Annotated in this window: 19 protein-coding genes; 17 read left to right on the top strand and 2 right to left on the bottom strand. The window is 62.7% G+C overall.

What is annotated here, in order from left to right:
- The first annotated feature begins 29 nt into the window (after window positions 1–29).
- The 9 genes from hemB (at window position 30) to rsmI (ending at window position 9,422) form a co-directional block, all read left to right on the top strand.
- Window positions 30–1,022 (top strand): porphobilinogen synthase, encoded by a 993-nt coding sequence (gene hemB / locus EDC14_RS04535; RefSeq protein WP_132013029.1) that lies wholly within the window; start codon window positions 30–32, stop codon window positions 1,020–1,022.
- Window positions 1,015–2,319, top strand: coding sequence for a glutamate-1-semialdehyde 2,1-aminomutase (hemL, locus tag EDC14_RS04540; RefSeq protein WP_132013030.1), 1,305 nt, complete (start codon window positions 1,015–1,017; stop codon window positions 2,317–2,319). The genes hemB and hemL overlap by 8 nt, the downstream gene beginning before the upstream one ends.
- Window positions 2,319–3,812 (top strand): cobyric acid synthase, encoded by a 1,494-nt coding sequence (locus tag EDC14_RS04545; protein ID WP_132013032.1) that lies wholly within the window; start codon window positions 2,319–2,321, stop codon window positions 3,810–3,812. Before hemL ends, EDC14_RS04545 begins: the two co-directional genes overlap by 1 nt.
- Entirely contained in the window at window positions 3,799–4,758 is a 960-nt protein-coding gene (gene cbiB / locus EDC14_RS04550; protein WP_243662812.1) for an adenosylcobinamide-phosphate synthase CbiB, read from the top strand. The genes EDC14_RS04545 and cbiB overlap by 14 nt, the downstream gene beginning before the upstream one ends.
- A 252-nt stretch (window positions 4,759–5,010) precedes the next feature.
- Complete coding sequence (gene cobT, locus EDC14_RS04555; protein ID WP_132013034.1) at window positions 5,011–6,069, top strand: nicotinate-nucleotide--dimethylbenzimidazole phosphoribosyltransferase; 1,059 nt, start codon at window positions 5,011–5,013, stop codon at window positions 6,067–6,069.
- Complete coding sequence (gene cobU / locus EDC14_RS04560) at window positions 6,066–6,605, top strand: bifunctional adenosylcobinamide kinase/adenosylcobinamide-phosphate guanylyltransferase (RefSeq protein ID WP_132013036.1); 540 nt, start codon at window positions 6,066–6,068, stop codon at window positions 6,603–6,605. Before cobT ends, cobU begins: the two co-directional genes overlap by 4 nt.
- Window positions 6,606–6,616: 11 nt before the next feature.
- Complete coding sequence (cobS, locus tag EDC14_RS04565; RefSeq protein WP_132013038.1) at window positions 6,617–7,351, top strand: adenosylcobinamide-GDP ribazoletransferase; 735 nt, start codon at window positions 6,617–6,619, stop codon at window positions 7,349–7,351.
- A gap of 41 nt (window positions 7,352–7,392) precedes the next feature.
- Window positions 7,393–8,487 carry a pyridoxal phosphate-dependent aminotransferase gene (locus EDC14_RS04570; protein WP_132013040.1) on the top strand — a complete coding sequence of 365 codons (1,095 nt, stop codon included), beginning with the start codon at window positions 7,393–7,395 and terminating at the stop codon, window positions 8,485–8,487.
- Window positions 8,488–8,540: 53 nt separating this feature from the next.
- Window positions 8,541–9,422 (top strand): 16S rRNA (cytidine(1402)-2'-O)-methyltransferase, encoded by an 882-nt coding sequence (gene rsmI / locus EDC14_RS04575; protein ID WP_132013042.1) that lies wholly within the window; start codon window positions 8,541–8,543, stop codon window positions 9,420–9,422.
- A 38-nt stretch (window positions 9,423–9,460) separates the two neighbouring features.
- Here rsmI and EDC14_RS04580 read toward each other — a convergent pair whose 3' ends face one another.
- Window positions 9,461–9,712 carry an AbrB/MazE/SpoVT family DNA-binding domain-containing protein gene (locus tag EDC14_RS04580; RefSeq protein ID WP_279388732.1) on the bottom strand — a complete coding sequence of 84 codons (252 nt, stop codon included), beginning with the start codon at window positions 9,710–9,712 and terminating at the stop codon, window positions 9,461–9,463.
- A gap of 507 nt (window positions 9,713–10,219) precedes the next feature.
- Here EDC14_RS04580 and metG point away from each other — a divergent pair.
- The 6 genes from metG to EDC14_RS04610 all read left to right on the top strand — a co-directional run bounded on the left by metG (window position 10,220) and on the right by EDC14_RS04610 (window position 17,538).
- A complete protein-coding gene (metG, locus tag EDC14_RS04585) occupies window positions 10,220–12,334 on the top strand; it encodes a methionine--tRNA ligase (RefSeq protein ID WP_132013046.1) in 2,115 nt (704 codons plus the stop codon).
- A gap of 5 nt (window positions 12,335–12,339) precedes the next feature.
- Window positions 12,340–13,104 (top strand): TatD family hydrolase, encoded by a 765-nt coding sequence (locus EDC14_RS04590; protein WP_132013048.1) that lies wholly within the window; start codon window positions 12,340–12,342, stop codon window positions 13,102–13,104.
- A gap of 107 nt (window positions 13,105–13,211) precedes the next feature.
- Window positions 13,212–13,841, top strand: coding sequence for a TatD family nuclease-associated radical SAM protein (locus EDC14_RS04595; protein WP_132013050.1), 630 nt, complete (start codon window positions 13,212–13,214; stop codon window positions 13,839–13,841).
- 378 nt (window positions 13,842–14,219) lie between these two features.
- A complete protein-coding gene (locus EDC14_RS04600; protein WP_132013052.1) occupies window positions 14,220–15,242 on the top strand; it encodes a 3D domain-containing protein in 1,023 nt (340 codons plus the stop codon).
- Window positions 15,243–15,476: 234 nt separating this feature from the next.
- The gene (locus tag EDC14_RS04605; protein ID WP_132013053.1) at window positions 15,477–16,208 is read left to right on the top strand and encodes a GntR family transcriptional regulator; all 732 of its coding nucleotides are present in this window, start codon (window positions 15,477–15,479) and stop codon (window positions 16,206–16,208) included.
- A 292-nt stretch (window positions 16,209–16,500) separates the two neighbouring features.
- Window positions 16,501–17,538, top strand: a complete 1,038-nt coding sequence (locus EDC14_RS04610) for an SIS domain-containing protein (RefSeq protein ID WP_132013054.1) — start codon at window positions 16,501–16,503, stop codon at window positions 17,536–17,538.
- Here the strand turns inward: EDC14_RS04610 and EDC14_RS26610 are convergent.
- Window positions 17,528–17,683 carry a hypothetical protein gene (locus EDC14_RS26610; RefSeq protein ID WP_165907792.1) on the bottom strand — a complete coding sequence of 52 codons (156 nt, stop codon included), beginning with the start codon at window positions 17,681–17,683 and terminating at the stop codon, window positions 17,528–17,530. The two genes, EDC14_RS04610 and EDC14_RS26610, sit on opposite strands and share 11 nt — an antisense overlap.
- A gap of 574 nt (window positions 17,684–18,257) precedes the next feature.
- Between EDC14_RS26610 and EDC14_RS04615 the strand changes: the two genes are divergently transcribed.
- Both EDC14_RS04615 and EDC14_RS04620 read left to right on the top strand, forming a co-directional pair.
- Window positions 18,258–19,301: a LacI family DNA-binding transcriptional regulator gene (locus tag EDC14_RS04615; protein ID WP_132013055.1), complete on the top strand. Its 1,044-nt coding sequence runs from the start codon at window positions 18,258–18,260 to the stop codon at window positions 19,299–19,301.
- A gap of 53 nt (window positions 19,302–19,354) precedes the next feature.
- On the top strand, window positions 19,355–21,724 hold the full coding sequence (locus EDC14_RS04620) for a glycoside hydrolase family 94 protein (RefSeq protein ID WP_132013057.1): 2,370 nt from the start codon (window positions 19,355–19,357) through the stop codon (window positions 21,722–21,724).
- Window positions 21,725–21,734: the final 10 nt, after the last annotated feature.

A 21,734-nucleotide genomic window follows, 5' to 3' on the forward strand; every position in this document is an offset into this window, starting at 1 on the left:
ACGACAAAACTGCATCAGGAGATGAGAATATGCCTTTTCCCATTCAACGCTTGCGGCGGTTGCGGCAGAACCCGGCGATCCGCGATATCTTCCGCGAGACCGTGCTGCGGATCGATGATCTGATTTACCCCTTGTTCGTGGTTCCCGGGACCAATGTCCGGGAGGAACTGACCTCCTTGCCCGGCAATTATCACCTCTCGGTGGATCAATTGCCGCGGGAGATCGCCGAGATCACCGCCTTGGGCATCCAAAGCGTGCTGCTGTTCGGTTTGCCCGAATGGAAGGACGAGATCGGCTCCAGCGCTTTCCAAGCCGACGGAACGGTCCAGCGGGCCATTCAGACGATCAAGACCTACCGTCCCGATCTGCTGGTCATCGCCGACCTCTGCCTCTGCCAGTACACTTCGCACGGCCATTGCGGCGTGCTCAAGGGTTGCCTGATCGATAACGACGTGACCTTGAAGATCCTGCAACAGGTGGCCCTATCATACGCCAAAGCCGGGGTGGACATCATCGCCCCCTCGGACATGATGGACGGCCGGGTGGGGGCGATGCGCAGCATTCTGGATGCCAACGGTTTCGAGAATTTGCCGATCCTGTCCTATGCCGCCAAGTACGCCTCCGCTTTCTACGGGCCGTTCCGGGAGGCGGCTGATTCGGCGCCGCAATTCGGCGACCGTTCGACCTATCAGATGGATCCGGCCAACAGCGACGAGGCGATGCGGGAGATCGCCTCCGATATCGAGGAGGGCGCCGACATGATCATCATCAAGCCGGCCCTGAGCTACCTGGACATTCTGCAGCGCGCCCGGCAGCAGTTCAACATCCCGGCGGTGGCTTACAATGTCAGCGGCGAGTATGCCATGGTCAAGGCGGCCGCCGCCCGGGGCTGGGTCGACGGCAAACGGATCAGCCTGGAGATTTTGCGGTCGATCAAACGGGCCGGCGCATCGGCCATCATTACCTACCACGCTAAAGAGGCGGCGGTCTGGTTGCGGGAGGAAGGGAAGTATTATGGCTGAACCCATCCGTCCGGAGCGTTCCGGACAGCTTTTCGAGCGGGCGCTCCGCTCGATCCCCGGCGGAGTGAACAGCCCGGTGCGGGCGTTCCGCTCGGTCGGCGGAACGCCGCGCTTTATCGCCAAGGGTTCCGGAGCCTATTTGTGGGACGTCGACGGCCGGCGCTATCTGGATTTCGTCGGCTCGTGGGGGCCCCTGATCCTGGGCCATGCCCGGCCGGAGATCTTGGCCGCCCTGGAGCGGGTCATGGCCGACGGGACCAGCTTCGGAGCGCCCACCGAGGCCGAAGTGGTCCTGGCGGAGACGATTCTGGCGGCCTTCCCCGGCATGGACCAGGTCCGCCTGGTCAACTCGGGCACCGAGGCCACCATGAGCGCCATCCGCTTGGCCCGGGCCCATACCGGCCGGAGTTTGCTGGTGAAATTCGCCGGCTGTTACCACGGGCATTCCGACAGCTTGCTGGTGAAGGCCGGCTCCGGAGCGGCCACTCTGGGCGTTCCGGATTCGCTGGGGGTGACGGCCGCGGTTTCCGGCCAAACCCTGATCCTGCCGTTTAACGACGGGGAAGCCTTGGCGGAGGCCTTTGCCGCCCGGGGCGGGGAGATCGCGGCGGTGATCGTGGAGCCGTTCCCCGGCAACATGGGACTGGTGCTGCCCCATCCGGGGTATCTGGAGGAGCTGCGGCGGCTGACCGCCGCCAGCGGCGCGGCCTTGATCTTCGACGAAGTGATCACCGGTTTCCGGGTCGCTTACGGCGGAGTGCAGACCCTTTACGGCATCGAGCCCGACCTGACCTGCCTGGGCAAGATCATCGGCGGCGGCCTGCCGGTGGGGGCCTACGGCGGCAAACGGGAGCTGATGGCGTTATTGGCCCCGGAAGGCCCGGTCTACCAGGCCGGAACCCTCTCCGGCAACCCGCTGGCGGTGGCCGCCGGCCTGACTACCCTGCGGCTGTTGCAGGAGCTGCAACCCTACCCCGAACTGGCCCAAAGGACCGCTGCCTTTGCCGCGGAGCTGCGGGCCCTGTTCGAGCGGGCCGGGATCCCGGCCACCGTCAATCAGGCGGAATCGCTGTTCACCGTCTTTTTCAACCCCGGCCCGGTCGTGGACTACGAGAGCGCCAGCCGGAGCGACCGGGAGCGTTACGCCCGGTTCTTCCACGCCATGCTGGAGCGGGGTTTTTATTTCAGCCCCGGACAGTTCGAGACCTGTTTCCTTTCGACCGCCCACGGCAGCGCCGATCTGGAACAGGCGTTAAGCGCGGTCCGGGATGCCCTGCCGGAACTGGGAGGCCGCTGATGCCGGCCCGGACCGTAATGATTCAAGGGACCTCCTCCAGCGTGGGCAAGAGCCTGATCGTCGCCGGCCTCTGCCGGGTCTTCCGGGAGGACGGCTACCGGGTGGCCCCTTTCAAGTCGCAGAACATGGCCCTCAATTCGGCGGTGACCCCCGACGGTTGCGAGATCAGCCGCTCCCAGACGATGCAGGCCGAGGCGGCCCGGGTGACGCCGACGGTGGCCATGAATCCGGTGCTGCTGAAGCCGAAGGGGGACCGCCGGGCCCAGGTCATTTTGAGAGGAAAACCGTTCGGGGACTTCGAGGCCCGCCAGTACCGGGAGGAAGTGACGGGCCAGGCGCTGGAGACCGTCCGGGAATGCCTGGAGGAATTGCGCCGGGACTATCAGATCGTGGTGATCGAGGGAGCGGGCAGTCCGGCCGAGATTAACCTGCGCGCCCACGACATCGCCAATATGACCATCGCCGCGATGGCCGACGCTCCGGTGATCCTGGTGGGCGACATCGACCGGGGCGGCTGCCTGGCCGCGCTGGTCGGAACGATGGAGCTCCTGGCGCCGGAGGAACGGCGGCGGGTGAAGGGCATCATCATCAATAAATTCCGGGGCGACCGGGGACTGCTCCAGCCCGGCCTGGATTTCCTGGAGGAGCGGCTCGGCCTGCCGATCCTGGGCGTTTTGCCCTATGTCCGGCTGGAGCTGCCGGAGGAAGATTCGCTGGGATTGCCCGACGGGCCGGCGCGCGGCGGTGCCGGGATCGTGGCCGGTGTGATCCGGCTGCCGCGGATCGCCAATTTTACCGACTTCGACGCGTTGCGCTGCGATCCCGGGGTGACGGTCCGTTACATCGAACGCCCGGACGAGCTGGACGGGGTCGACCTGATCATCCTCCCCGGCACCAAGAACACCACCGCCGATCTGGCCTGGCTGCGCCAGAGCGGGCTGGCGGAGCGGATCGCCGCCTTGGCGGAGCGGACCCTGATCCTCGGCATCTGCGGCGGCTACCAGATGCTGGGCCGGGAGATTCACGACCCGGCGGGGCTGGAGTCGGAGCTGCCGCAGCTGCCGGGTCTGGGCCTTCTGCCCGTCATTACCCGTTTCGAAGCCCGGGACAAGACGCTCCGGCAGGTGGACGCGGTCTGGCCGGACGGCGCCGGGACGGACCATCCGATCCAGGGGTATGAGATCCATCAGGGGATCAGCGAGATCACCGGCAACGCCAATCTGTTCCGCCTGGCGGACGGGGGCTGGGAAGGCTGCCAGCTGGAGCAGCGGCTCTTCGGGACCTATCTCCATGGCTGCCTGGACAATGATTTCTTCCGCAACCACCTGCTCCGGCTGGCCCGGCGGCGGAAGGGGCTGCCGGACCAGCCGGCCGGCCCATCCTTCCGGGAGGTCCGCGAGGGGAGTTACCGGCGACTGGCGGCGGTGCTCCGCCAGCATCTCGATCTGGCGACGATCTATGAATGGATGGGGTTCGAACGTGGCAGCGCCTAATTTGCTGACGGTTCTCAGCGGGCTGGGCGTCGACGGACTGGTGGGCGACCCGCCGCGGCTGCCCCATCCGGTGGTGGGGCTGGGATGGGTCATCGCCGGGCTGGAACGATGGCTGAACCGGCCGGGCCGTTCGCCGCTCCTCCTGCGCTGGCTGGGCATTCTCACCGTCGGCCTGGTGGTGGGCCTGGCCTTCGGAGCGACGCTGCTGCTCTTGGAATGGCTTGGCCCCGTCGGCTGGCTGTATTGGCCGGTCAACGCCTGGCTGATGGGAACCACCGTGGCCCGGCGCGGCTTGCAGGAGGCGGGGAGCGCCATCTACCGCGCCTTGCGGAACGGCGATCTGGCGGCGGCCCGGGCGGAAGCGGGAAAGATCGTCGGCCGGGACACCGGCGGCCTGGGGGAGGCGGAAGTGGTCCGGGCCGGCGTGGAATCGGTGGCTGAGAATACCGTGGACGGGATCATCGCTCCGCTCTGTTACGGCCTGCTGGGCGGGACGCCGCTGGCCATGGCCTACCGGGCCGTCAATACGCTCGATTCGATGCTGGGCTATAAGAACGAGCGTTTTCGCCATTTCGGCTGGGCCGCCGCCCGGCTGGACGATCTGGCCAACTATCTCCCGGCCCGGCTGACCGGGCTGCTGCTGGTGGCCGCCGCCGGGCTGCTGGGCGGCGCTGCCCGGCAGTCCTGGCGGATCATGCGGCGGGACGCCCGGAAGCACCCCAGCCCCAACGGAGGCTGGCCGGAGGCGGCCGTCGCCGGGGCGCTGGGGATTCGCCTGGGCGGCTTCAATGTGTATCACGGCCGAACCTCATTCCGGGCTTATCTGGGGAACCCCGACCGCCCCCTGGAAGCGGAGGATCTGCGGCGCGCCGTCCGCCTGCTGAACGGGGCGACGGTTTTATGGCTAGTGCTCGCCGCAGTCATCGGGCTGGGAATGCAAGGCTAACCGGAACGGCCGGGCAGCGGCCGCCTCCGCTCCGGCGGGAATGGCCCTCCTCCCCGCGCCGGCGGCCCCGGCCGGGGCGGAGCCACCCCGGACGCGGGCAGCGCCGGCCCGCCATGGGGCAATAGCCGCCCCAAGCCAGGCCTAAGGAGCCCGGTGCCGCGCGGGAGAGGCCCCGGATCGGGCGGGGGTCGCCCGGGGCGGGGCCGGAGCGGCCCACATTTCAGGATTCAAGGGAACGGAGGAAATCGGATAATGAATGGATTGCAAAATACCCTGAAGCGGATTCAAGGCCTGGATCAACAGGCGATTCAGGCGATCCGGGTCTATGAGGATACGTTGACCAAACCGCCGGGGAGCCTCGGAGTACTGGAAAGCATCGCCGCCCAGCTGGGCGGGATCACGGGCCAGGCCTTTCCGGAGGTGGCCGCGCCAAAGGCGGTGGTGGTAATGGCCGCTGACCACGGCGTGGTGGCCGAGGGGGTCAGCGCCTTTCCCCAGGAAGTCACGGTCCAGATGGTGGCCAACTTTTGTAACGGCGGCGCGGCCATCAATGTGCTGGCCCGCCACGCCGGGGCGGATGTCGTGGTGGTGGATGTCGGGGTCGCCGCGCCCATCGACCATCCCCAGGTCATCTCCAAAAAAGTCCGCTTGGGAAGCGCCAATATGGCGCAGGGTCCGGCGCTGACCCGGGAAGAAGCGGTCCAAGCCCTGGAAGTGGGGATCGCGGTGGCCGGGGAGCTGATCGACCGGGGCTACCGGCTCCTGGCCACCGGCGAGATGGGCATCGGCAATACCACCGCCTCCAGTGCGATCGTGGCCGCCTTCACCGGCCAGGCCGCTGCGGCGGTGACCGGCCGGGGCACCGGGCTGGATGCGGCGGCGGTCGGCCGCAAGGCGGCGGTGATCGACCGGGCGCTGGCGGTCAACCGGCCCGACCCGGCCGACCCCCTGGATGTTCTCGCCAAGGTTGGCGGCCTGGACATCGCCGGCCTGGCCGGACTGATCCTGGGAGCGGCGGCCCGGCGGGTTCCGGTGGTGATCGACGGCTTCATCAGCAGCGCCGCCGCGCTGGTGGCGGCGCGCCTGGCCCCTCTGGCGTCCGGCTACATGATCGCCTCGCACTGCTCGGCGGAGGCGGCGCACCGCCGCTTATTGGAGCTCCTGGGCCTGAAACCCCTTCTCGAACTGGAGATGCGCTTGGGCGAAGGGACCGGCGCGGTGCTGGCCTTCGGCATTATCGATGCCGCGTTGAAAACCCTGCGGGAGATGGCGACCTTCGAATCGGCCGGCGTCGCCAAAGGGGAAGCATGAACCCGCCGCATGTGCTGGTCACCGGCGGGGCCCGTTCCGGCAAAAGCCGCTTCGCCGAGAAATTGGCGGCGGAGTCGGCCGCTCCGGTGGTCTATGTGGCCACCGCCGCGCCGCTCGATGAGGAGATGCGGCGGCGCATCGCCGCTCACCGGGAGCGGCGGCCGCCCGAATGGGAGACGGTGGAGGAGCCTCTGGATCTGGCGGGAGTACTCCGCCGCTCCCGGGCCGGGACGACCGTGTTGATCGATTGTCTGACCTTGTACGTCAGCAACTGGCTCTTCGCCCACGAGGGGGAGGACCCGGCGGCGCGAGAGGCGCTTTTCGGCGCGACCCTCCATGACCTGGCGTCGGCCCTCCGGGACTGCCCCGCCGGAGTGATCCTGGTTGCGGGCGAAGTGGGGCTGGGCATCGTCCCCGAGAATGCCCTGGCGCGGAGTTTCCGCGATCTGGCGGGGCTCGCCAATCAAGCGCTGGCCGCAGCCTGCGACCAGGTCTATCTGGTGGTCAGCGGAATACCGGTGCGGATCAAAGGGTGAGGTGACGCTCCATGAAGATGTTACGGGCCTTCCGCACTGCGGTGGGTTTCCTGACGATTCTGCCGGTCGGCCCGCGCGACGCGGCGGCGGCGGATTTCGGCCGGGCGGTGGGGTTTTTCCCGGCCGCGGGCGTGCTGTTCGGCCTGACGGCCTGGGCTGGTCTGCATGGCCTGGGCCGGCTCTTGCCGCTCCCGGTGGCCGCCTGGCTGACGGTCTTTGCCGGCGTCTGGCTGAACGGGGCGATCCACTGGGACGGCTTCGCCGACACCGCCGACGGCCTGGGCGGATCCAGCCCCGAGCGGCGTTTGGCGATCATGAAGGACAGCCGGCTGGGGGCGTTCGGCGGCATGGCCCTGATCTTCCTGGCGCTGGGCAAGACGCTGATGCTGCCGCAACTCCTGGATCAATCCCCGGCCATGCTGGTCCTGGTGCCGGTGGTTTCCCGCTGGGGCATGGCCTGCTTCATGGCCACCCAGCCCTCGGTCTCCCAGGGTCTGCTGCGCATCTTCCAGCTCCCCAATAAGACGGCCACTCTGGCGCTGGCGACCGGCCTGACGCTGGCGGCGGCGCTCTGGGCCGGAACCGGCTCCCTGGCCGTTCTGGGAGCGGCCCTGGCGGCCCTGGCGCTGCTGGCGCCCTTCATCCGGCGGCGGTTCGGCGGAATCACCGGCGATATTCTGGGCGCAACCAATGAACTGCTGGAACTGCTGGGCTGGGCGGTGCTGCTGGTCAAGTTTCCCGGCTGAGGCCGGGTTTTCGAAGAAACGGTAAAGTAGGCTTGCTTACAATGACGGAGCGACTCCAGACGATCCCGGCCGCCGGCGGCGACCATGGCGGCAATATCGAAGCGGCGCGGCGGGTACACCGCCGCCGCAGTTTTCTCGATCTCAGCATCAATGTCAACCCCTGGGGGCCGCCTCCGGCCGGCTGGCTCAGACTCCTCGCCAGCCTTCCGGCGGTCCGGCGGTATCCCCAGCCGTATTCGCGGGACGGGCGGGCCGCGCTGGCGGCCTTTTTTAGGGTATCCGCCGATCGGCTGGCGCTGGGGAACGGCGCCGCCGAGCTGATCCACAGCCTGCCGGAGATCCTGCCGGCGCGGCGGGCGGTCGTTTTCGAGCCGACCTTTTCCGAATATGCCCGGGCTTTCGAGCAGCGCGGCAAACCGGTGGCGCGGCTGCCCCTGACCGCCGCTTTCGGAATCGACCCGGTCCCGGCCCGGCAGATCCTGGCCCCCGGCGATATCTTATTCATCTGCCAGCCCAATAACCCGACGGGCCGCCGCTTCCCGGAGGCCGCGCTCCTGGACCTGATCCGGCTGGCCGAAGCCAGGCAGGCCTGGACGCTGGTGGATGAATCGTTCCTCTGGTTCTGCGGCGCGCTCCCCGAATCGAGCGTAGTCCGTTACCTGGACGAGTTTCCCAGGCTGCTGGTGCTGAACTCCCTGACGAAGATCGGCGCAATTCCCGGGTTGCGGTTGGGACTGCTCCTGGCCGGCGCGGACATCGTACGTTCGTTGGAGGCCGCCCTGGATCCATGGAACGTCAATCGCTTGGCGCAGGCCCTGATCCCCGCCATCATCGAGCCCAAGTTCCTGGCGCGGACCCGGGAGCGGCTGGCGCGGGAGAACCGCTGGCTGGCGCAGCGGCTCGCCGGGGTGAACGGTTTGACCGTCTATCCTTGGGAAGTCAACTACTTCCTGGCCAAGGTCGGGCATCCGGACCTGAACGGCACGGAATTCATCCGGAGGCTGGGAGAGCGGGGAATCCTGGTCCGGGATTGCCGGAACTTTGCCGGGCTGGGCCCCGATTATTTCCGGGCGGCGGTGGGCCTCCGGCCGCAGAACCGGCGGTTGCTCGCCAATCTGTTGGATATTCTAAAGTGAAGAGAAAGCGGATCCGCCCGGCGGAAAAAGGTTGGAGAGAATAGGGGATTGTCATGACGGAAGAGCAAACGCAAGCGCAAACGGGAACGCTGTATCTGGTGGGGACGCCGCTGGGGAATCTGGAGGATATTACGCAACGGGCATTGCGGACTCTGCGGGAGGTCGATCTGATCGCCGCCGAGGATACCCGGCATACCCTAAAGTTGCTGAATTATTTTGAAATCAAGCGGCCCTTGCTCAGCTATCATCAGCATAATGAGCGGGAGCGGGCCGACGGCATCATCAGCCGGCTGCGGACCGGCGCCAACGTGGCCCTGGTCTCCGACGCCGGAATGCCGGGGATCTCCGATCCCGGCCAATGGCTGGTGGCGGAGGCGGTGCGCCAGGGGATCCGCGTGGTCCCGGTCCCCGGTCCTTCGGCGGTCGTTACCGCACTGGCCGCCTCGGGGCTGGATTCAAGCTCCTTCCGGTTCGGGGGGTTTTTGCCCCGTCGCAAGACAGAGCAGCTGCAACAGCTGGAGCGGCTCAAAGAGTTCCCTGGGACGCTCATTTGGTACGAGGCGCCGCACCGCTTGGTACAGACCCTCAAGAATATCCAGGCGGCGCTGGGGGATCGTTCCATCGTCCTGGCGCGGGAATTGACCAAAGTCCATGAACAGTTTATCCGCGGGAGCATCAGCGAAGTGCTGGCGGAGTTGGAGCGCAATGGCGTCAAAGGAGAGTTTACGATCCTGGTCGAAGGCTGTTTAGCACCGGAAATCATCCGACAGGATTCGACAAACCCAGATTTGGAAGAAATTTTAAATAACCTGGACAACCGGAACGGCAGTTTGAGAGAGAATCTGAAGGCGATCGCCCGGCAGACCGGCCGCGGCACCCGCGAGATTTACCAATTGTACCTTCAAAAAAAAGGGAAAAACAAAGAGGAGGCTTAACCTCCTCCTTTCCTCCTAAAAAACTCTCTATATCTGTATTAGCAAGCGCCCTTCATGGATTCCAGGCAGGATTTGCAAATGTTCTTGCCTTTGAAATCCCGGATACCTTCGGCATTTCCGCAGAAGATACAGGCAGGTTCGTATTTTTTCAAGATGATTTTCTCGCTGTCTACATAAATTTCAAGCGCGTCTTTTTCGTCGATCTGAAGGGTCCGGCGCAGTTCGATCGGAATAACCACCCTTCCCAATTCGTCGACTTTTCTCACGATCCCTGTAGATTTCATCATGATTCGTCACTCCTTTCGTTAAAATTCGACAATCATCAACACTATTATACCTATATTTACTTTCAAAGTCAATTTAATCCAAAAAAAATATTTAGTTTTTTTCCTTAAATTCCAGTAAATTTTTTGGCGGTCTATTGATAATTTGGTAATGGGCGTCGGATGATAACGGTAATTATTTCGGCAGGCGCGGCGCGGAAGTTTACCGGTATTTATTGGGAAAACACTTGACAAAACCGGCTGAAGTGGATATAGTAATTTTACCAATCCCGATGGTTCGGACAATTGAATCGTTGATCAACAGTGAAGGAAAGAGTACTTACGGAGATCCGTTTTTCAGAGAACCGGCGCAGGTGAGAGTCCGGTCGGATTCGGTAAGGAAAATGATTCCGGAGTTACCGGTCGAATCGAGAATTGGCGAAGCCGATTGTCGCAGTAGATTCGGTCGTTTTCCGCGTTAAGGATCCAAGTCCTCCACCCAAAGTAAGCTGAGACGGTGCTTTCGCTCTGGCGATGTTGGGGAAACGATGCCGCTTCCGGCAGCAGCTGTCTTTTTGCCGGGTATCGTTTTGGAGGAGAATTGGGGTGGTACCACGAAGGCTAACCTCTCGTCCCCTGCCGGGGATAAGGGGTTTTTTTATTTTGATTTTCAGGAAATCGAAACGTTCGCAGAGGGGGATTCGCATGGGCAAGTTTTATCTGACGACACCAATCTATTATCCCAGTGACAATCTGCATATCGGGCATGCGTACACCACGGTGGTGGCCGACGCCTTGGCCCGTTATCACCGGCAGATCGGGGACGAAGTCTGGTTTTTGACCGGCACCGACGAACATGGCCAAAAGATTCAGCGCCGGGCCGAGGCGGCCGGGGTGACTCCCCAGGCCTATGTGGACGGGATCGTGGCTAACATCAAGCAGCTGTGGCAGCTCTTTCAGATCAGCAACGACGATTTCATCCGTACCACCGAGGAACGGCACGAGCGAGCGGTCCAGCAGATCTTCGACCGCCTTTACCAGCAGGGGGATATCTACAAAAGCGAGTACCAGGGCTGGTACTGTACGCCTTGCGAGGCTTTCTGGCTGGAACGGCAGTTACAGGACGGCAAATGCCCGGATTGTGGCCGCGAGGTCGAGCTGGTCAAGGAGGAGAGCTACTTCTTCCGGATGTCCAAATACGCCGATCGTTTGATCCGGCATATTGAGGAGCATCCCGAATTCATCCAGCCGGTCTCGCGCAAGAACGAAATGGTCAACAACTTCCTCAAGCCGGGGTTGGAGGATCTCTGTGTGTCGCGGACCACCTTCAGCTGGGGGATTCCGATTACCTTCGATCCGAAGCACGTCATCTACGTCTGGCTGGACGCCCTTTCCAATTACATCACGGCGCTGGGCTATCCGGAAGAGACTGAATTGTTCCGCAAATTCTGGCCGGCCGAACTGCACCTGGTGGGAAAGGAGATCGTCCGTTTTCACACCATTTACTGGCCGATTATCTTGATGGCCTTGGGTCTGCCGCTGCCGAAACAGGTTTTCGGCCACGGCTGGCTGGTCCTGGAAGGCGGAAAAATGTCCAAATCCAAGGGGAACGTGATCGACCCGGCGGTATTGATCGCCAAATACGGCCTGGATCCCATCCGCTACTACCTGTTGCGGGAGATCCCCTTCGGCTCCGACGGTTCCTATACCGAAGAGGCGTTGATCCTTCGTACCAACCAGGATCTCGCCAACGACCTGGGCAACTTGCTGCACCGGTCGTTATCGATGATCGAAAAGTTCAACGGCGGGGTCATTCCGACGCCCGGCGCCTATCAGGAGCTGGACCAACAGGTTATCGACCAGGCGCGCCAGAGCATCCGGGAGATGAGCGAGGCCATGGCTAAGCTGGAAGTCAACAACGCGCTGATCGCCATCTTCAAGCTGGTGAGCAGAGCCAATAAGTATATCGACGAGGCCGCGCCCTGGGCGCTCGCCAAACAGCCGGACGGCCGGGAGCGCTTGCATACCGTGCTGTATACCATGGCCGAAACTTTACGGCTGTCCGCGGTGCTGCTGGTGCCTTTCCTGGTCGAGACCCCGGGCAAGATTTGGAATCAACTCGGCGTGGACGGCATTCCGGCCGAGCAGGATTATCAGTCCGCGAGCCAGTGGGGCGGTTTGCAGCCGGGTACCGTGACCCGGAAAGGCAACCCGATCTTCCCGCGGATCGAGGATGAAAAGAAGGAAGCATCCAAACCGGAAACACCCAAGGAGGAAAAGACTGTGACAGCGACACCACCCCAGCCGGAACAGCCCGGCATCGAACAGATTACCATTGAGGATTTCGCCCGGATCGACCTTCGGGTGGCCAAAGTTCTGGAAGCCGAGCGGGTGGAGAAATCCGACAAGCTGCTCCGCCTCAAGGTCAAGGTACTCGGGGCCGAACGGCAGATTGTGGCGGGGATTGCCCAGCATTACCAGCCGGAGCAATTGGTCGGGAAAGAAATCGTGGTGGTGGCCAATCTCAAGCCAGCCAAACTGCGGGGACTCCTCTCCGAGGGGATGCTGCTGGCCGCCTCCAATGAAGACGGCAAGCTGGCGCTGGTACGGCCGGAGGCCGAAATCGGCGCAGGCGCGAAGGTGCGGTAGAACCCATGTGGATCGATAGCCATTGCCATCTCAACGACGAGGCGTTTGCAGCCGATTGCGAGGAGGTCCTTGAGCGGGCGGGGGCCGCAGGGGTGGAGGCCATGATCGTCGTCGGCTTCGACCTGCCATCCTCGGAGCGGGCGATCCAACTGGCGGAGCGGCATGAGCCGCTCCGCGCGGCGGTGGGCATCCACCCGCATGATGCGAAGATCTGGGATGCGGAGGTGGCGGGCCGGCTCCGCCAGTTGCTGGGGCATCCACGGGTCGTGGCCCTTGGCGAGATCGGGCTGGATTATCATTACAATTATTCTGCTCCGGAGCAGCAACGCATCGCCTTCAAAGCGCAACTGCAGTTGGCGGCGGACTGCGACAAGCCGGTGATTATCCATAACCGGGAGGCCCATCAGGACACCCTGATGATTTTGACCGAGCAACCCCTGGGCGCGGCCGGCGGGGTCATGCATTGTTACAGCGGCAGCCTGCCCATGGCGGAGAGCTTTTTAAAGCTGGGGCTCCATATCTCGCTGGCCGGCCCCGTCACCTTCGCCAATGCGGCCAAGCTTCGGGAGGTGGCGGCGGCCTTGCCGCTAGCCAAATTGCTGGTGGAGACCGATTCGCCGTACCTGGCGCCGCATCCCTGGCGCGGCCGGCGCAATGAGCCCGGCTATGTCGGGTTCGTCGGCGCCAAGCTGGCGGAGATCAAGGAGTTGCCCCTGGCGGAGGTAATGGAGCAGACCACTGCCAATACGCGGCGCTTGTTCCGTTTGTAACCGAAAAGATGTCGGCCGCGTATGATTTTAGGGAATTTGGATGATACTGGTTGGAGTGGCAGGATTTTAATTTCGGAAAGAACGAGTCGATGGATGGAGGGAGCGGCATGAACCAGCAGAACCAGGCCAAGGATTCGGCGCCGGCCATCGCCTACCGGCTGGGGGACGCCTTATATCTAAATATTACGAATCGCTGCCCGAACGGGTGTGTTTTTTGCATCCGGGAAAGCCCCGGGGGAGTGGGTTACAATCTGTGGCTGGACGCCGAGCCCACGGCGGATGAGGTTATCGAGGCGGCCGGCGACATCGCGCCATACCGGGAAGTGGTTTTTTGCGGGTACGGCGAACCGTTGCTCCGGCCGGAGATCGTGACGGAAGTAGCCCGGCGGTTGAAGGAGCGGGCCTCCGTTCCCATCCGGATCAACACCAACGGTCTGGCCGATCTTTTTTTGGGCTTCGACGTCCTGCCCCAACTGCAAGGGCTGATCGATGGCATCTCCATCAGCCTGAACGCGCCGGATGCCGAGGCCTACCAGCGGCTGACCCATTCGCCCTACGGCTTACAAGCCTTTCCTGCGGTATGCGAGTTCGCCCGCCGCAGCAAACGCTACATTCCCAAGGTCACCGTATCGGTGGTCCATTATCCCGGCGTCGATCTGGAGCGTTCCGCCCAGGTCGCGGCGGCGCTCGGGGCGGAGTTTCGGGTCCGGGAGATTCAGGGATTTGAGCAGGCCTGAGGAGGCGGCATGGAATGAACCGCGACGGGCACAATATACCGGGAAGAGTATTGCGAAAAAGATGCGCCCGATCTTGAACATTCACGACAGCTCGTCCGTCTGACCGGATGATGAAAAAATTTTTTCAGCTGGTTTCAGCGTATTTCCAGGTCTGGAAGCCGGTTGTTTCGGAATAACGGTTTGTTAAGAAGGAGGCAATTCCCGCGACCGGCAGGAATTGGCGGTTCAATGGCGAATTTTTTTAAGATACTCGTTTCATACCCGGCCGTAGCGGCCTTCGGCCCCGGTCAACTCTTGAGATACGGTCCGGGATGACGCCGGTGAATTCAGCATCGGGATGAGAATGCACCGGTAATTTTTTAGCAAAGGTGGGATGGCATGCAGATAAGCAGCGAACAATGGGGAAACAAAAAAACCAAGTATACCCTGATCATCTCCGCTTGTATCCTGATCATCTCATGTATCGGGCTTTTGGCTTATTGGGTAGCGCTTGACCGGGTCACCCTGGAGGTCGACGGCCACCGCTATCAATGGCTGACCGTCAGCTCCACCGTGGGCCAGGTGCTTCGGGAAAAAAACGTCAGCCTGAAAGAGGGAGACGAGATCAAGCCCGCTTTGGAGAGTCCGGTCACTGAGAATCTGGCGATTCAGGTGACCCGTTCCTTCCCGGTCACGGTCAGTGCCGCCGGGAAAACAACCCAGGTTTTTACGATTAGCCGGCCGGTCCGCGAGGTACTGGCCAGGGCGAACATTACTTATGACGCCGACGACCGGATCGTTCCGGGTGTCGACGAGCTGGTCCAGCCGAACCAGAAGATTCAGGTCGTCCAGATTACCACCAAGGTCGAGAACCGGCGGCTGGTGATCAATCCGGCCACCGAGTACCGGAAAGACCGCGCCCTGGAGCGCGGGGTCGAAAAGGTGATCCGCAAAGCCCAGCCGGGAATCATGGAACGGCAGGTCAAGGTGGTCTACGAGGACGGCCGGCCGGTCCGTCAGATTAAACTGATGGATAAGGTCATCAAACCGGCGCTCAACGGGATCATCGCCGTGGGCGTCAAGCCGTTGGTTCAGACCCTCGTGACCTCCCGGGGTACTTACCGCTACATCGAATTGCGGAAGATGGAAGCCACCGCGTATTATCCGGGGCCCGAGAGCACCGGGAAATATGCCGCCGCCGCCCGGACCTACACCGGCAAGCGGGCCGGTTTCGGCCTGGTCGCCGTGGACCGGCGGGTGATTCCGCTCGGAACCAAGCTGTATATCGAGGGTTACGGCAAAGCGGAAGCGGCCGACATCGGCGCGGCCATCAAGGGGAACCGGATCGATCTCTGTTTCGAGACCTACCGCGAGGCGGTCATGTTCGGCCGCAAAAAAGTGAAAGTGTACATTCTGGAGTAAGGCAAGGAATACAGGTTGCAACCGGAAAATTGAAACGGATTTTGGCATGGGGGTTTTTGACCCGGCCAGGCAATGGATGAGACGCCGCTCGCATGCGGCGTCTTCTTGATCCGGGGCGGTGTCGCAGGGCCGCCTCGCTCCGAGGACTGCCGATACAAAGCGGATATACCGCCGGCCGTTTCGATGGTATAATATTCACGACGCTCCGATATTCCGGATTTTTGAGGTGAACGGATGTTTATCAACAAACAGAGTCATATTCCGGTATACTATCAATTGAAGAAGAGCCTGCTGGAACAGATCCATAGCGGCCAGTTCGACGGCGGCCGGCCGATCCCGTCGGAACGGGAGTTGAGCGAGAAGCTGAACATCAGCCGGATGACGGTCCGCCAGGCCATCAACCAATTGGTGAACGAGGGCGTCCTGTACCGCGAGAAAGGCCGGGGCACTTTTGTTTCCAAGGCCAAAATGGAGCAGCGCAACGTCATGAGTTTCTCCGATTTCGTGCGCCAGAGCGGCCGGACTCCCGCCACCCGGGTGCTCCATTTCGGCAGGGAGATCGCTCCGCCCGAAGTCGCCGCAGCGCTCGAACTGGATGGCGCGGCAGCGGTCTTCAATCTGAAACGGTTGCGGTTGGCGGATCAGACCCCCATCGCCATCGAGCAGGTTTTTCTGCCGGAACGCTTATTCCCGGAGCTGGACCGGCACGACCTGACCGCCTCGCTGTATCAGCTGATCAAGGACGAGTATTCCTATGTCATCCATTTCATTGACAACTCGATCGAGGCCGGCCGTCCCGGCAAGGAGGAAAAAGCAGTGTTGCACCTCGGCCCGGGCGAGCCGCTGCTCCGCATCAGCGGACTCTACTTCTCCGTCTCCGGCCAGAAACTCTTCTATGAAAATTCGGTCTATTCGGCCACCCAATACCGGTACAGCGTCCGCATTCATGTCAAAGAGAACCGCTAAAGGCGGTTCCGGATAGCGCCCGCGCCGTCCCGGTCGTTACCAGCCTGCGGGCCGGAGCGGCGGCCACAGCCGCTCCGACGCTTCGCACGGCAGCTCCCGGAAATTTTAACAAGCCTGCTCTTGATTTTAGGAGACGGCAGTGATACCATGAAAGCAACAAAGTGGTATATACCTCTATACCGAAACGATATTCATGCCTGATCGTCATCCCGGCGCATCCGGTGGCGGCTTCCGCCATCCGGCGCCCCGGGCGGGAAGGCATCGTCAGGCGAAATGAAACGGAGGATTCATCATGGTTCAAATGTGGGAAGAGATCTGGGAGCAGCCGGCCGTGCTGGAGAGTTGCATCACTCTAAATAGCGGCGTCATCGGGGAGGTCGTCAAGGCGATCAAGGCCCGCGAGATCGATCTGATCTACATCGCCGCCCGGGGGACTTCGGATCACGCCGCGGTCTACGGCAAATATATCTTCGAGTATACCCTGGGGATCCCGGTGGCGCTGGCCGCGCCGTCCATCGTCACGATGTACTCCCAGGATCTGAAGCTGAAAAACTGCCTGGTCATCGGCATCTCCCAATCGGGAAAGGCCGCCGACGTGATTGAGGTGATCAACACCGGCAAGCGCAGCGGCGCAGTGACCGTGGCCATCACCAACGACCCCGCCTCTCCGCTGGCCCGGGCCGGCCAGTTTCATCTGGACTGCCATGCCGGGCTGGAGAAGAGTGTCGCCGCCACCAAGACTTTCAGCGCCGAGATGATGGCCCTGGCGCAGCTGGCGGCGGCCTGGTCCGGCGATCCGGCGATGGCCGGGGAACTGGCTTCCGTCCCTCAAAAGCTGCTGCCGCTCCGCGACGAGGCCGAGGTGATCGCGGCCAAGGCCGAACGGTACCGCTTCATGGACGAATGTTTTGTACTGGCCCGGGGCATCAACTACGCCATCTCGCTGGAGGCGGCGCTCAAGATTCAGGAGACTTCCTACGTCCGGGCCAAAGCCTTTGCCACCTCCGACTTTCAGCATGGACCCATCGCCATGGTGGAGAGCGCCATCCCGATCCTGATCTTTGCGCCCCAGGGGCCGAGTCAGGCCGATATGCGCGAGATCATCGCCAAACTCACCCAGAGCCAGGTGGAGCTGATCATCGTCTCCAACAGCCCGGACCTCCTGGCGATGGGCCAGAGCGCCTTCACCATCCCCGATACCGGCAACGATGTGATCTCGCCCTTCTTCAACATGATGGTGGCCCAGATGTTCGCCTGCAAGCTCTCCCTGGTCAAGGGGTATGACCCCGATAAACCGCGCCGGTTGTCCAAAGTGACCATTACCCGCTGAGCCGGGGAGTCTCGCCCCGAGCCGCCGCGGCGGCACTGGCGGCTCCGCCCCGGGACCGGCGGAACGGCCTTTTTACCCATTCAACCATCGAACAGGATTTTTGTGAAAGGACGGCCATCAGGCCGTCCTTCAACGTTCTCCGCACCCGCTTAAAAGACTCTTGGAAATTCCCGGCCTAGGCCGCCCGCTCCCGGGCGACGGTTGCCTCCGTCATGTCGGCTCCCGCCCCTGTCTGGGCGAGCGCGGCCCAGGACCGAGATGCTCGTGCTCCGGGCGGCTGCCGCCGCGACCGGGGCATGAGATCCCAGCCTCCGGGCGGGAGGCATCCCGGCCCGGGTTGCTTTGGCCCGGAGCGGGGCCGGTTCATTCCAGCCTGGCGAAAATAGTTCCCGGAGTGCCGCGGCGGCGGAGGAAGCGCGGCTGGATCTCCCGCCAGTTGGAAAGGAGCATTTTTCTAAAAGCCATGTGATAAAGTCCTCAAATTCGGAAAAAATCGACTTTATCACTTGCTTTTCTGAGCTTTTGTGAATACCCCGACCTTTCGGACGGGGTTTATCACAACGCTTCTAAACGAGGGAGAAAAAAGGAGATCCGGGCACCTTTTGATTCGCTGGAAGGGGATGAAATGTAAATTCGGGGTAAAGTTCCGTTGAACGGATTTTGAAAGGTATGTTATAATAAATGACATCGATGACATCACGATTTCAGGAGGCAAAGCGATGGCGACCATTTATGATGTGGCGGCGCGGGCCGGGGTATCCCCGAAGACGGTCTCCCGGGTGATCAACCATTGCGCGACGGTGAAGGAGGAGACCCGGCAGCGGGTGCTGGATGCCATCCGGGCGCTGGATTACCATCCCAATGCGGTCGCCAAGAGCCTGAAACAGCAAAAGACCTTTAATATCGGCTATGTCATTCCCTACGGCTCGGACTTTGTCTTCCGCGACCCCGCCCAGCTGGAGCAGATCAAGGGAGCCAACGACGTGCTGGCGGCGAGCGATTACAATTTGATCCTCTCGGTGCCCAAGTCGGGCCGGGATGCCCTGCGCGAAGTGGATAGCCTTTTGAAACACAAGAACGTCGACGGGCTGATCCTCTACGCCATGGCCGGAGTCGAGCCGCTGGCCCGGGAGTTCGAGGCCAAGGGGCTGAAATATGTTTCATTGGGGAAATGTTATCCGGAACAGAAGTATAACTTCGTGGAGGTGGAAGCGCCCAGCGGCGGCTATCTGGGGACCCGGTTCCTGTTGAACCTCGGCCACCGCGAGATCGCTTTCCTGGGCGAGGCGCCGCAGTTTCTGGAACCGGACAAGGAGAGCATGATCAGCGGTTGCATCCGGGCCTACCAAGAGGCGGGACTGGAGTTTCCCGCCCAGGGAGTGCTGCCCGGGGATTATTCGGTCGAATGCGGTTATTACGCGGTGGAGCGGCTGCTGGCGAAACAGCCCGCGCCCACGGCGATCTTTTGCGCCAGCGATCCGATGGCCTGGGGCGTGTTGCGCGCGCTACGGGAGCGGGGGCTGGTTCCGGGAAAAGACATCGATGTCTTGGGCGGCGACGACCTGCCGCTGACCCAAAGCCTGGAACCGGGGCTGAGCGCGATTCATTCCAAACTGTACGAACTGGGCTCGCTGGGAGCGGGCATCTTACTGGAATGCCTGCGGATGGAGGATGAGGCCGCCCGGGAGATTCCCGGCCGCTATCTCCAGAGCGAGCTGGTGGTCCGCCAGTCCACCAACGGACCGACCCGCGACCGGGCCTGACCTGTGGCATTTGCCGCGGTTCGCGCCCGGATCCGACGCAAAGGAGCATCGTCATGCTGGAAGAAGGAAAATACGGCTACTTCGACCCCGAAGAGCGGGAATATGTCATCACCCGGCCGCAGACCCCCACGCCCTGGATCAATTATCTCGGCGGCGGGGAGTACGGCGGCATCGTCTCCAACAACGGCGGCGGCTACAGTTTTGACCGCGATCCGCGTTACAAAAGGGTGTTGCGTTACCGTTACAATGCGATCCCCGAGGACCAGCCGGGCCGTTACATCTATCTGCGGGACGACGAGAGCGGCGCCTTCTGGTCGGCTACCTGGCAACCGGTGAAGGCCGGCTTCGATCATTATCAATGCCGGCACGGTTTGGGCTATACCGTCATCTCCCAGCGGCACGCCGAGATCGGGAGCGAACTAACTTATTTCGTGCCCCTGGGCAAAAAGCTGGAATTTTGGTGGCTGAAGCTCCGCAACCACTCCCAGCGGACCCGCAGGATCTCCAGCTTCAGCTATGCCGAGTTCTGTTTCTTCGATGCCGCCAAGGATCAGCAGAATGTGGACTGGGTCCAGCAGATCCAGCGCGGCGTCTTTGAGGACAATATCATCTTTTGGAACGCTTTCATGCGGAAATGGGACGATGTCTTCATGACCGCCAGCCTCCCGGCCAGCTCCTTTGATACCAGCCGGGAGAGTTTCGTCGGCCGCTACCGCGATCTGACCAATCCGGCCGCCGTGGAAGCGGGGCGTTGCAGCGGCAGCGTCGCCCAGCGCGGCAACGGCGTGGGCGCGCTCCATCACCAACTGGAATTGGCGCCCGGCGCTACGCTGGAGCTGGTCTACGTCCTGGGCGTCACCTCCGACCCGGCGGCGCTCCGCAAGGAGCTGCCGGAGCTGCTCGGACCGGGAGCGGTGGACCGTCATTTCGCCGCGTTGCGGGAGTCCTGGCGGGATTACCTGGCGACGTTCCAGGCGGTCACGCCGGTTCCCGAATTGAACCTGATGCTGAATACCTGGAACCCTTATCAATGCAAGACCACCTTCGACTGGTCGCGCTTTGTCTCCCTGTATCAGCTGGGCATCGACCGGGGAATGGGTTTCCGGGATTGCGCCCAGGATCTGCTGGGCGTGGTCCATGCCCTTCCGGACCAGGCCAAAAAGTTGTTGCGGCGGCTCTTCCAATGCCAATTCGCCGACGGCCACGCTTATCACCTGTTTTATCCGCTGACCGGCGAGGGCACCATGGGCGAGGCCGAGGGCGGCAAGTATAACTGGTATTCCGACGATCACCTCTGGCTGATCGAGGCCACCGTCGCCTATCTCAAGGAGACCGGCGACCTGGATTTCCTGGCGGAACCGATCGGCTACGCCGGGGCGGAGCGGGCCGGAACGGTCTGGGAGCATCTGCTGCGGGCGCTGGAATTCACCGCCGGCCACCGGGGCGAGCACGGCCTGCCCCTGAACGGCTTCGCCGACTGGAACGACGCGCTCAACCTGGACCGGGGCGACGGCCGGGCCGAGTCGGTCTGGACCGGCATGCTCTACCACCGGGAATTGAACCTTCTCATCGAACTGGCGGAGCATCTCGGCAAATCGGCCGAGGCCGCCCGGCTGCGCGAGGCGGCGGCCCAAATGAAAGCGGCGATTAACGACGCCGGTTGGGACGGCGAGTGGTACCGGCAGGCCTTCGATGATCAGGGCGGGCCGGTGGGCTCCCAGAGTTGCGGCGCAGAGGAACAGATCTACCTGAACCCGCAAGCCTGGGCGGTGCTCTCGGGGGTGGCCGACGCGGCGCGGGCCGGAATGGCGCTGAGCCGCGCCAAAGAGCTGCTCGGCACCGAATTCGGGTTGGTGCTGCTGTATCCGGCCTACCGGAAGTTCCGGGACGACCGGGGCGGCGTGAGCACCTATCCGCCCGGCGCCAAGGAGAACGGCGGCATCTTCGTCCACACCAACCCCTGGTTCATCATAGCCGAGCTGATGCTGGGCCTGAAGAACGAAGCGTTCCGGGACTACCAGCGGATTCTGCCGGTCTACAAGAATGCCATCCCCGACCGGCACGAAGTGGAGCCCTACGTTTATTGCCAGAATATCCTGGGCAAGGAGCATCCCCAGTTCGGGCTGGGCCGCAATTCCTGGCTCACCGGCACCGCGACCTGGGCCTATGTGGCAGGAACCCAATACTTGCTGGGAATCCGCCCTCATTATGACGGCTTGATCATCGATCCGCAGGTTCCCGACGACTGGCCGGAATTCACCGTCCGGCGGCGTTTCCGCGGCCGCGATCTGGAGATCGGCTTCCGCGGCCCTGTGGCGGAACGAGGCATTTTCATCGCCGGGGAGCGGCTAACGGACCCGCGCTTCATTCCGCTGGACCGCCTGCAGCCCGGCCCGTCGCTGAAGATCCGGGTCCATTATTGAGACAATGGAG

Source organism: Hydrogenispora ethanolica (assembly GCF_004340685.1).
In the GTDB taxonomy this organism is placed as follows: domain Bacteria; phylum Bacillota; class UBA4882; order UBA8346; family UBA8346; genus Hydrogenispora; species Hydrogenispora ethanolica.

Bases quoted from the DNA above. Each gene is read 5' to 3' on its own strand.
- EDC14_RS04600 (WP_132013052.1), top strand. From the start codon at position 14,220: ATGCAGATAAGCAGCGAACAATGGGGAAACAAAAAAACCAAGTATACC.
- EDC14_RS04545 (WP_132013032.1), top strand. From the start codon at position 2,319: ATGCCGGCCCGGACCGTAATGATTCAAGGGACCTCCTCCAGCGTGGGC.
- cobT (WP_132013034.1), top strand. From the start codon at position 5,011: ATGAATGGATTGCAAAATACCCTGAAGCGGATTCAAGGCCTGGATCAA.
- EDC14_RS04590 (WP_132013048.1), top strand. From the start codon at position 12,340: ATGTGGATCGATAGCCATTGCCATCTCAACGACGAGGCGTTTGCAGCC.
- hemB (WP_132013029.1), top strand. From the start codon at position 30: ATGCCTTTTCCCATTCAACGCTTGCGGCGGTTGCGGCAGAACCCGGCG.
- EDC14_RS04615 (WP_132013055.1), top strand. From the start codon at position 18,258: ATGGCGACCATTTATGATGTGGCGGCGCGGGCCGGGGTATCCCCGAAG.
- metG (WP_132013046.1), top strand. From the start codon at position 10,220: ATGTTGGGGAAACGATGCCGCTTCCGGCAGCAGCTGTCTTTTTGCCGG.
- cobU (WP_132013036.1), top strand. From the start codon at position 6,066: ATGAACCCGCCGCATGTGCTGGTCACCGGCGGGGCCCGTTCCGGCAAA.
- hemL (WP_132013030.1), top strand. From the start codon at position 1,015: ATGGCTGAACCCATCCGTCCGGAGCGTTCCGGACAGCTTTTCGAGCGG.
- rsmI (WP_132013042.1), top strand. From the start codon at position 8,541: ATGACGGAAGAGCAAACGCAAGCGCAAACGGGAACGCTGTATCTGGTG.
- EDC14_RS04570 (WP_132013040.1), top strand. From the start codon at position 7,393: ATGACGGAGCGACTCCAGACGATCCCGGCCGCCGGCGGCGACCATGGC.
- cobS (WP_132013038.1), top strand. From the start codon at position 6,617: ATGAAGATGTTACGGGCCTTCCGCACTGCGGTGGGTTTCCTGACGATT.
- EDC14_RS04605 (WP_132013053.1), top strand. From the start codon at position 15,477: ATGTTTATCAACAAACAGAGTCATATTCCGGTATACTATCAATTGAAG.
- EDC14_RS04595 (WP_132013050.1), top strand. From the start codon at position 13,212: ATGAACCAGCAGAACCAGGCCAAGGATTCGGCGCCGGCCATCGCCTAC.
- EDC14_RS04620 (WP_132013057.1), top strand. From the start codon at position 19,355: ATGCTGGAAGAAGGAAAATACGGCTACTTCGACCCCGAAGAGCGGGAA.
- EDC14_RS04610 (WP_132013054.1), top strand. From the start codon at position 16,501: ATGGTTCAAATGTGGGAAGAGATCTGGGAGCAGCCGGCCGTGCTGGAG.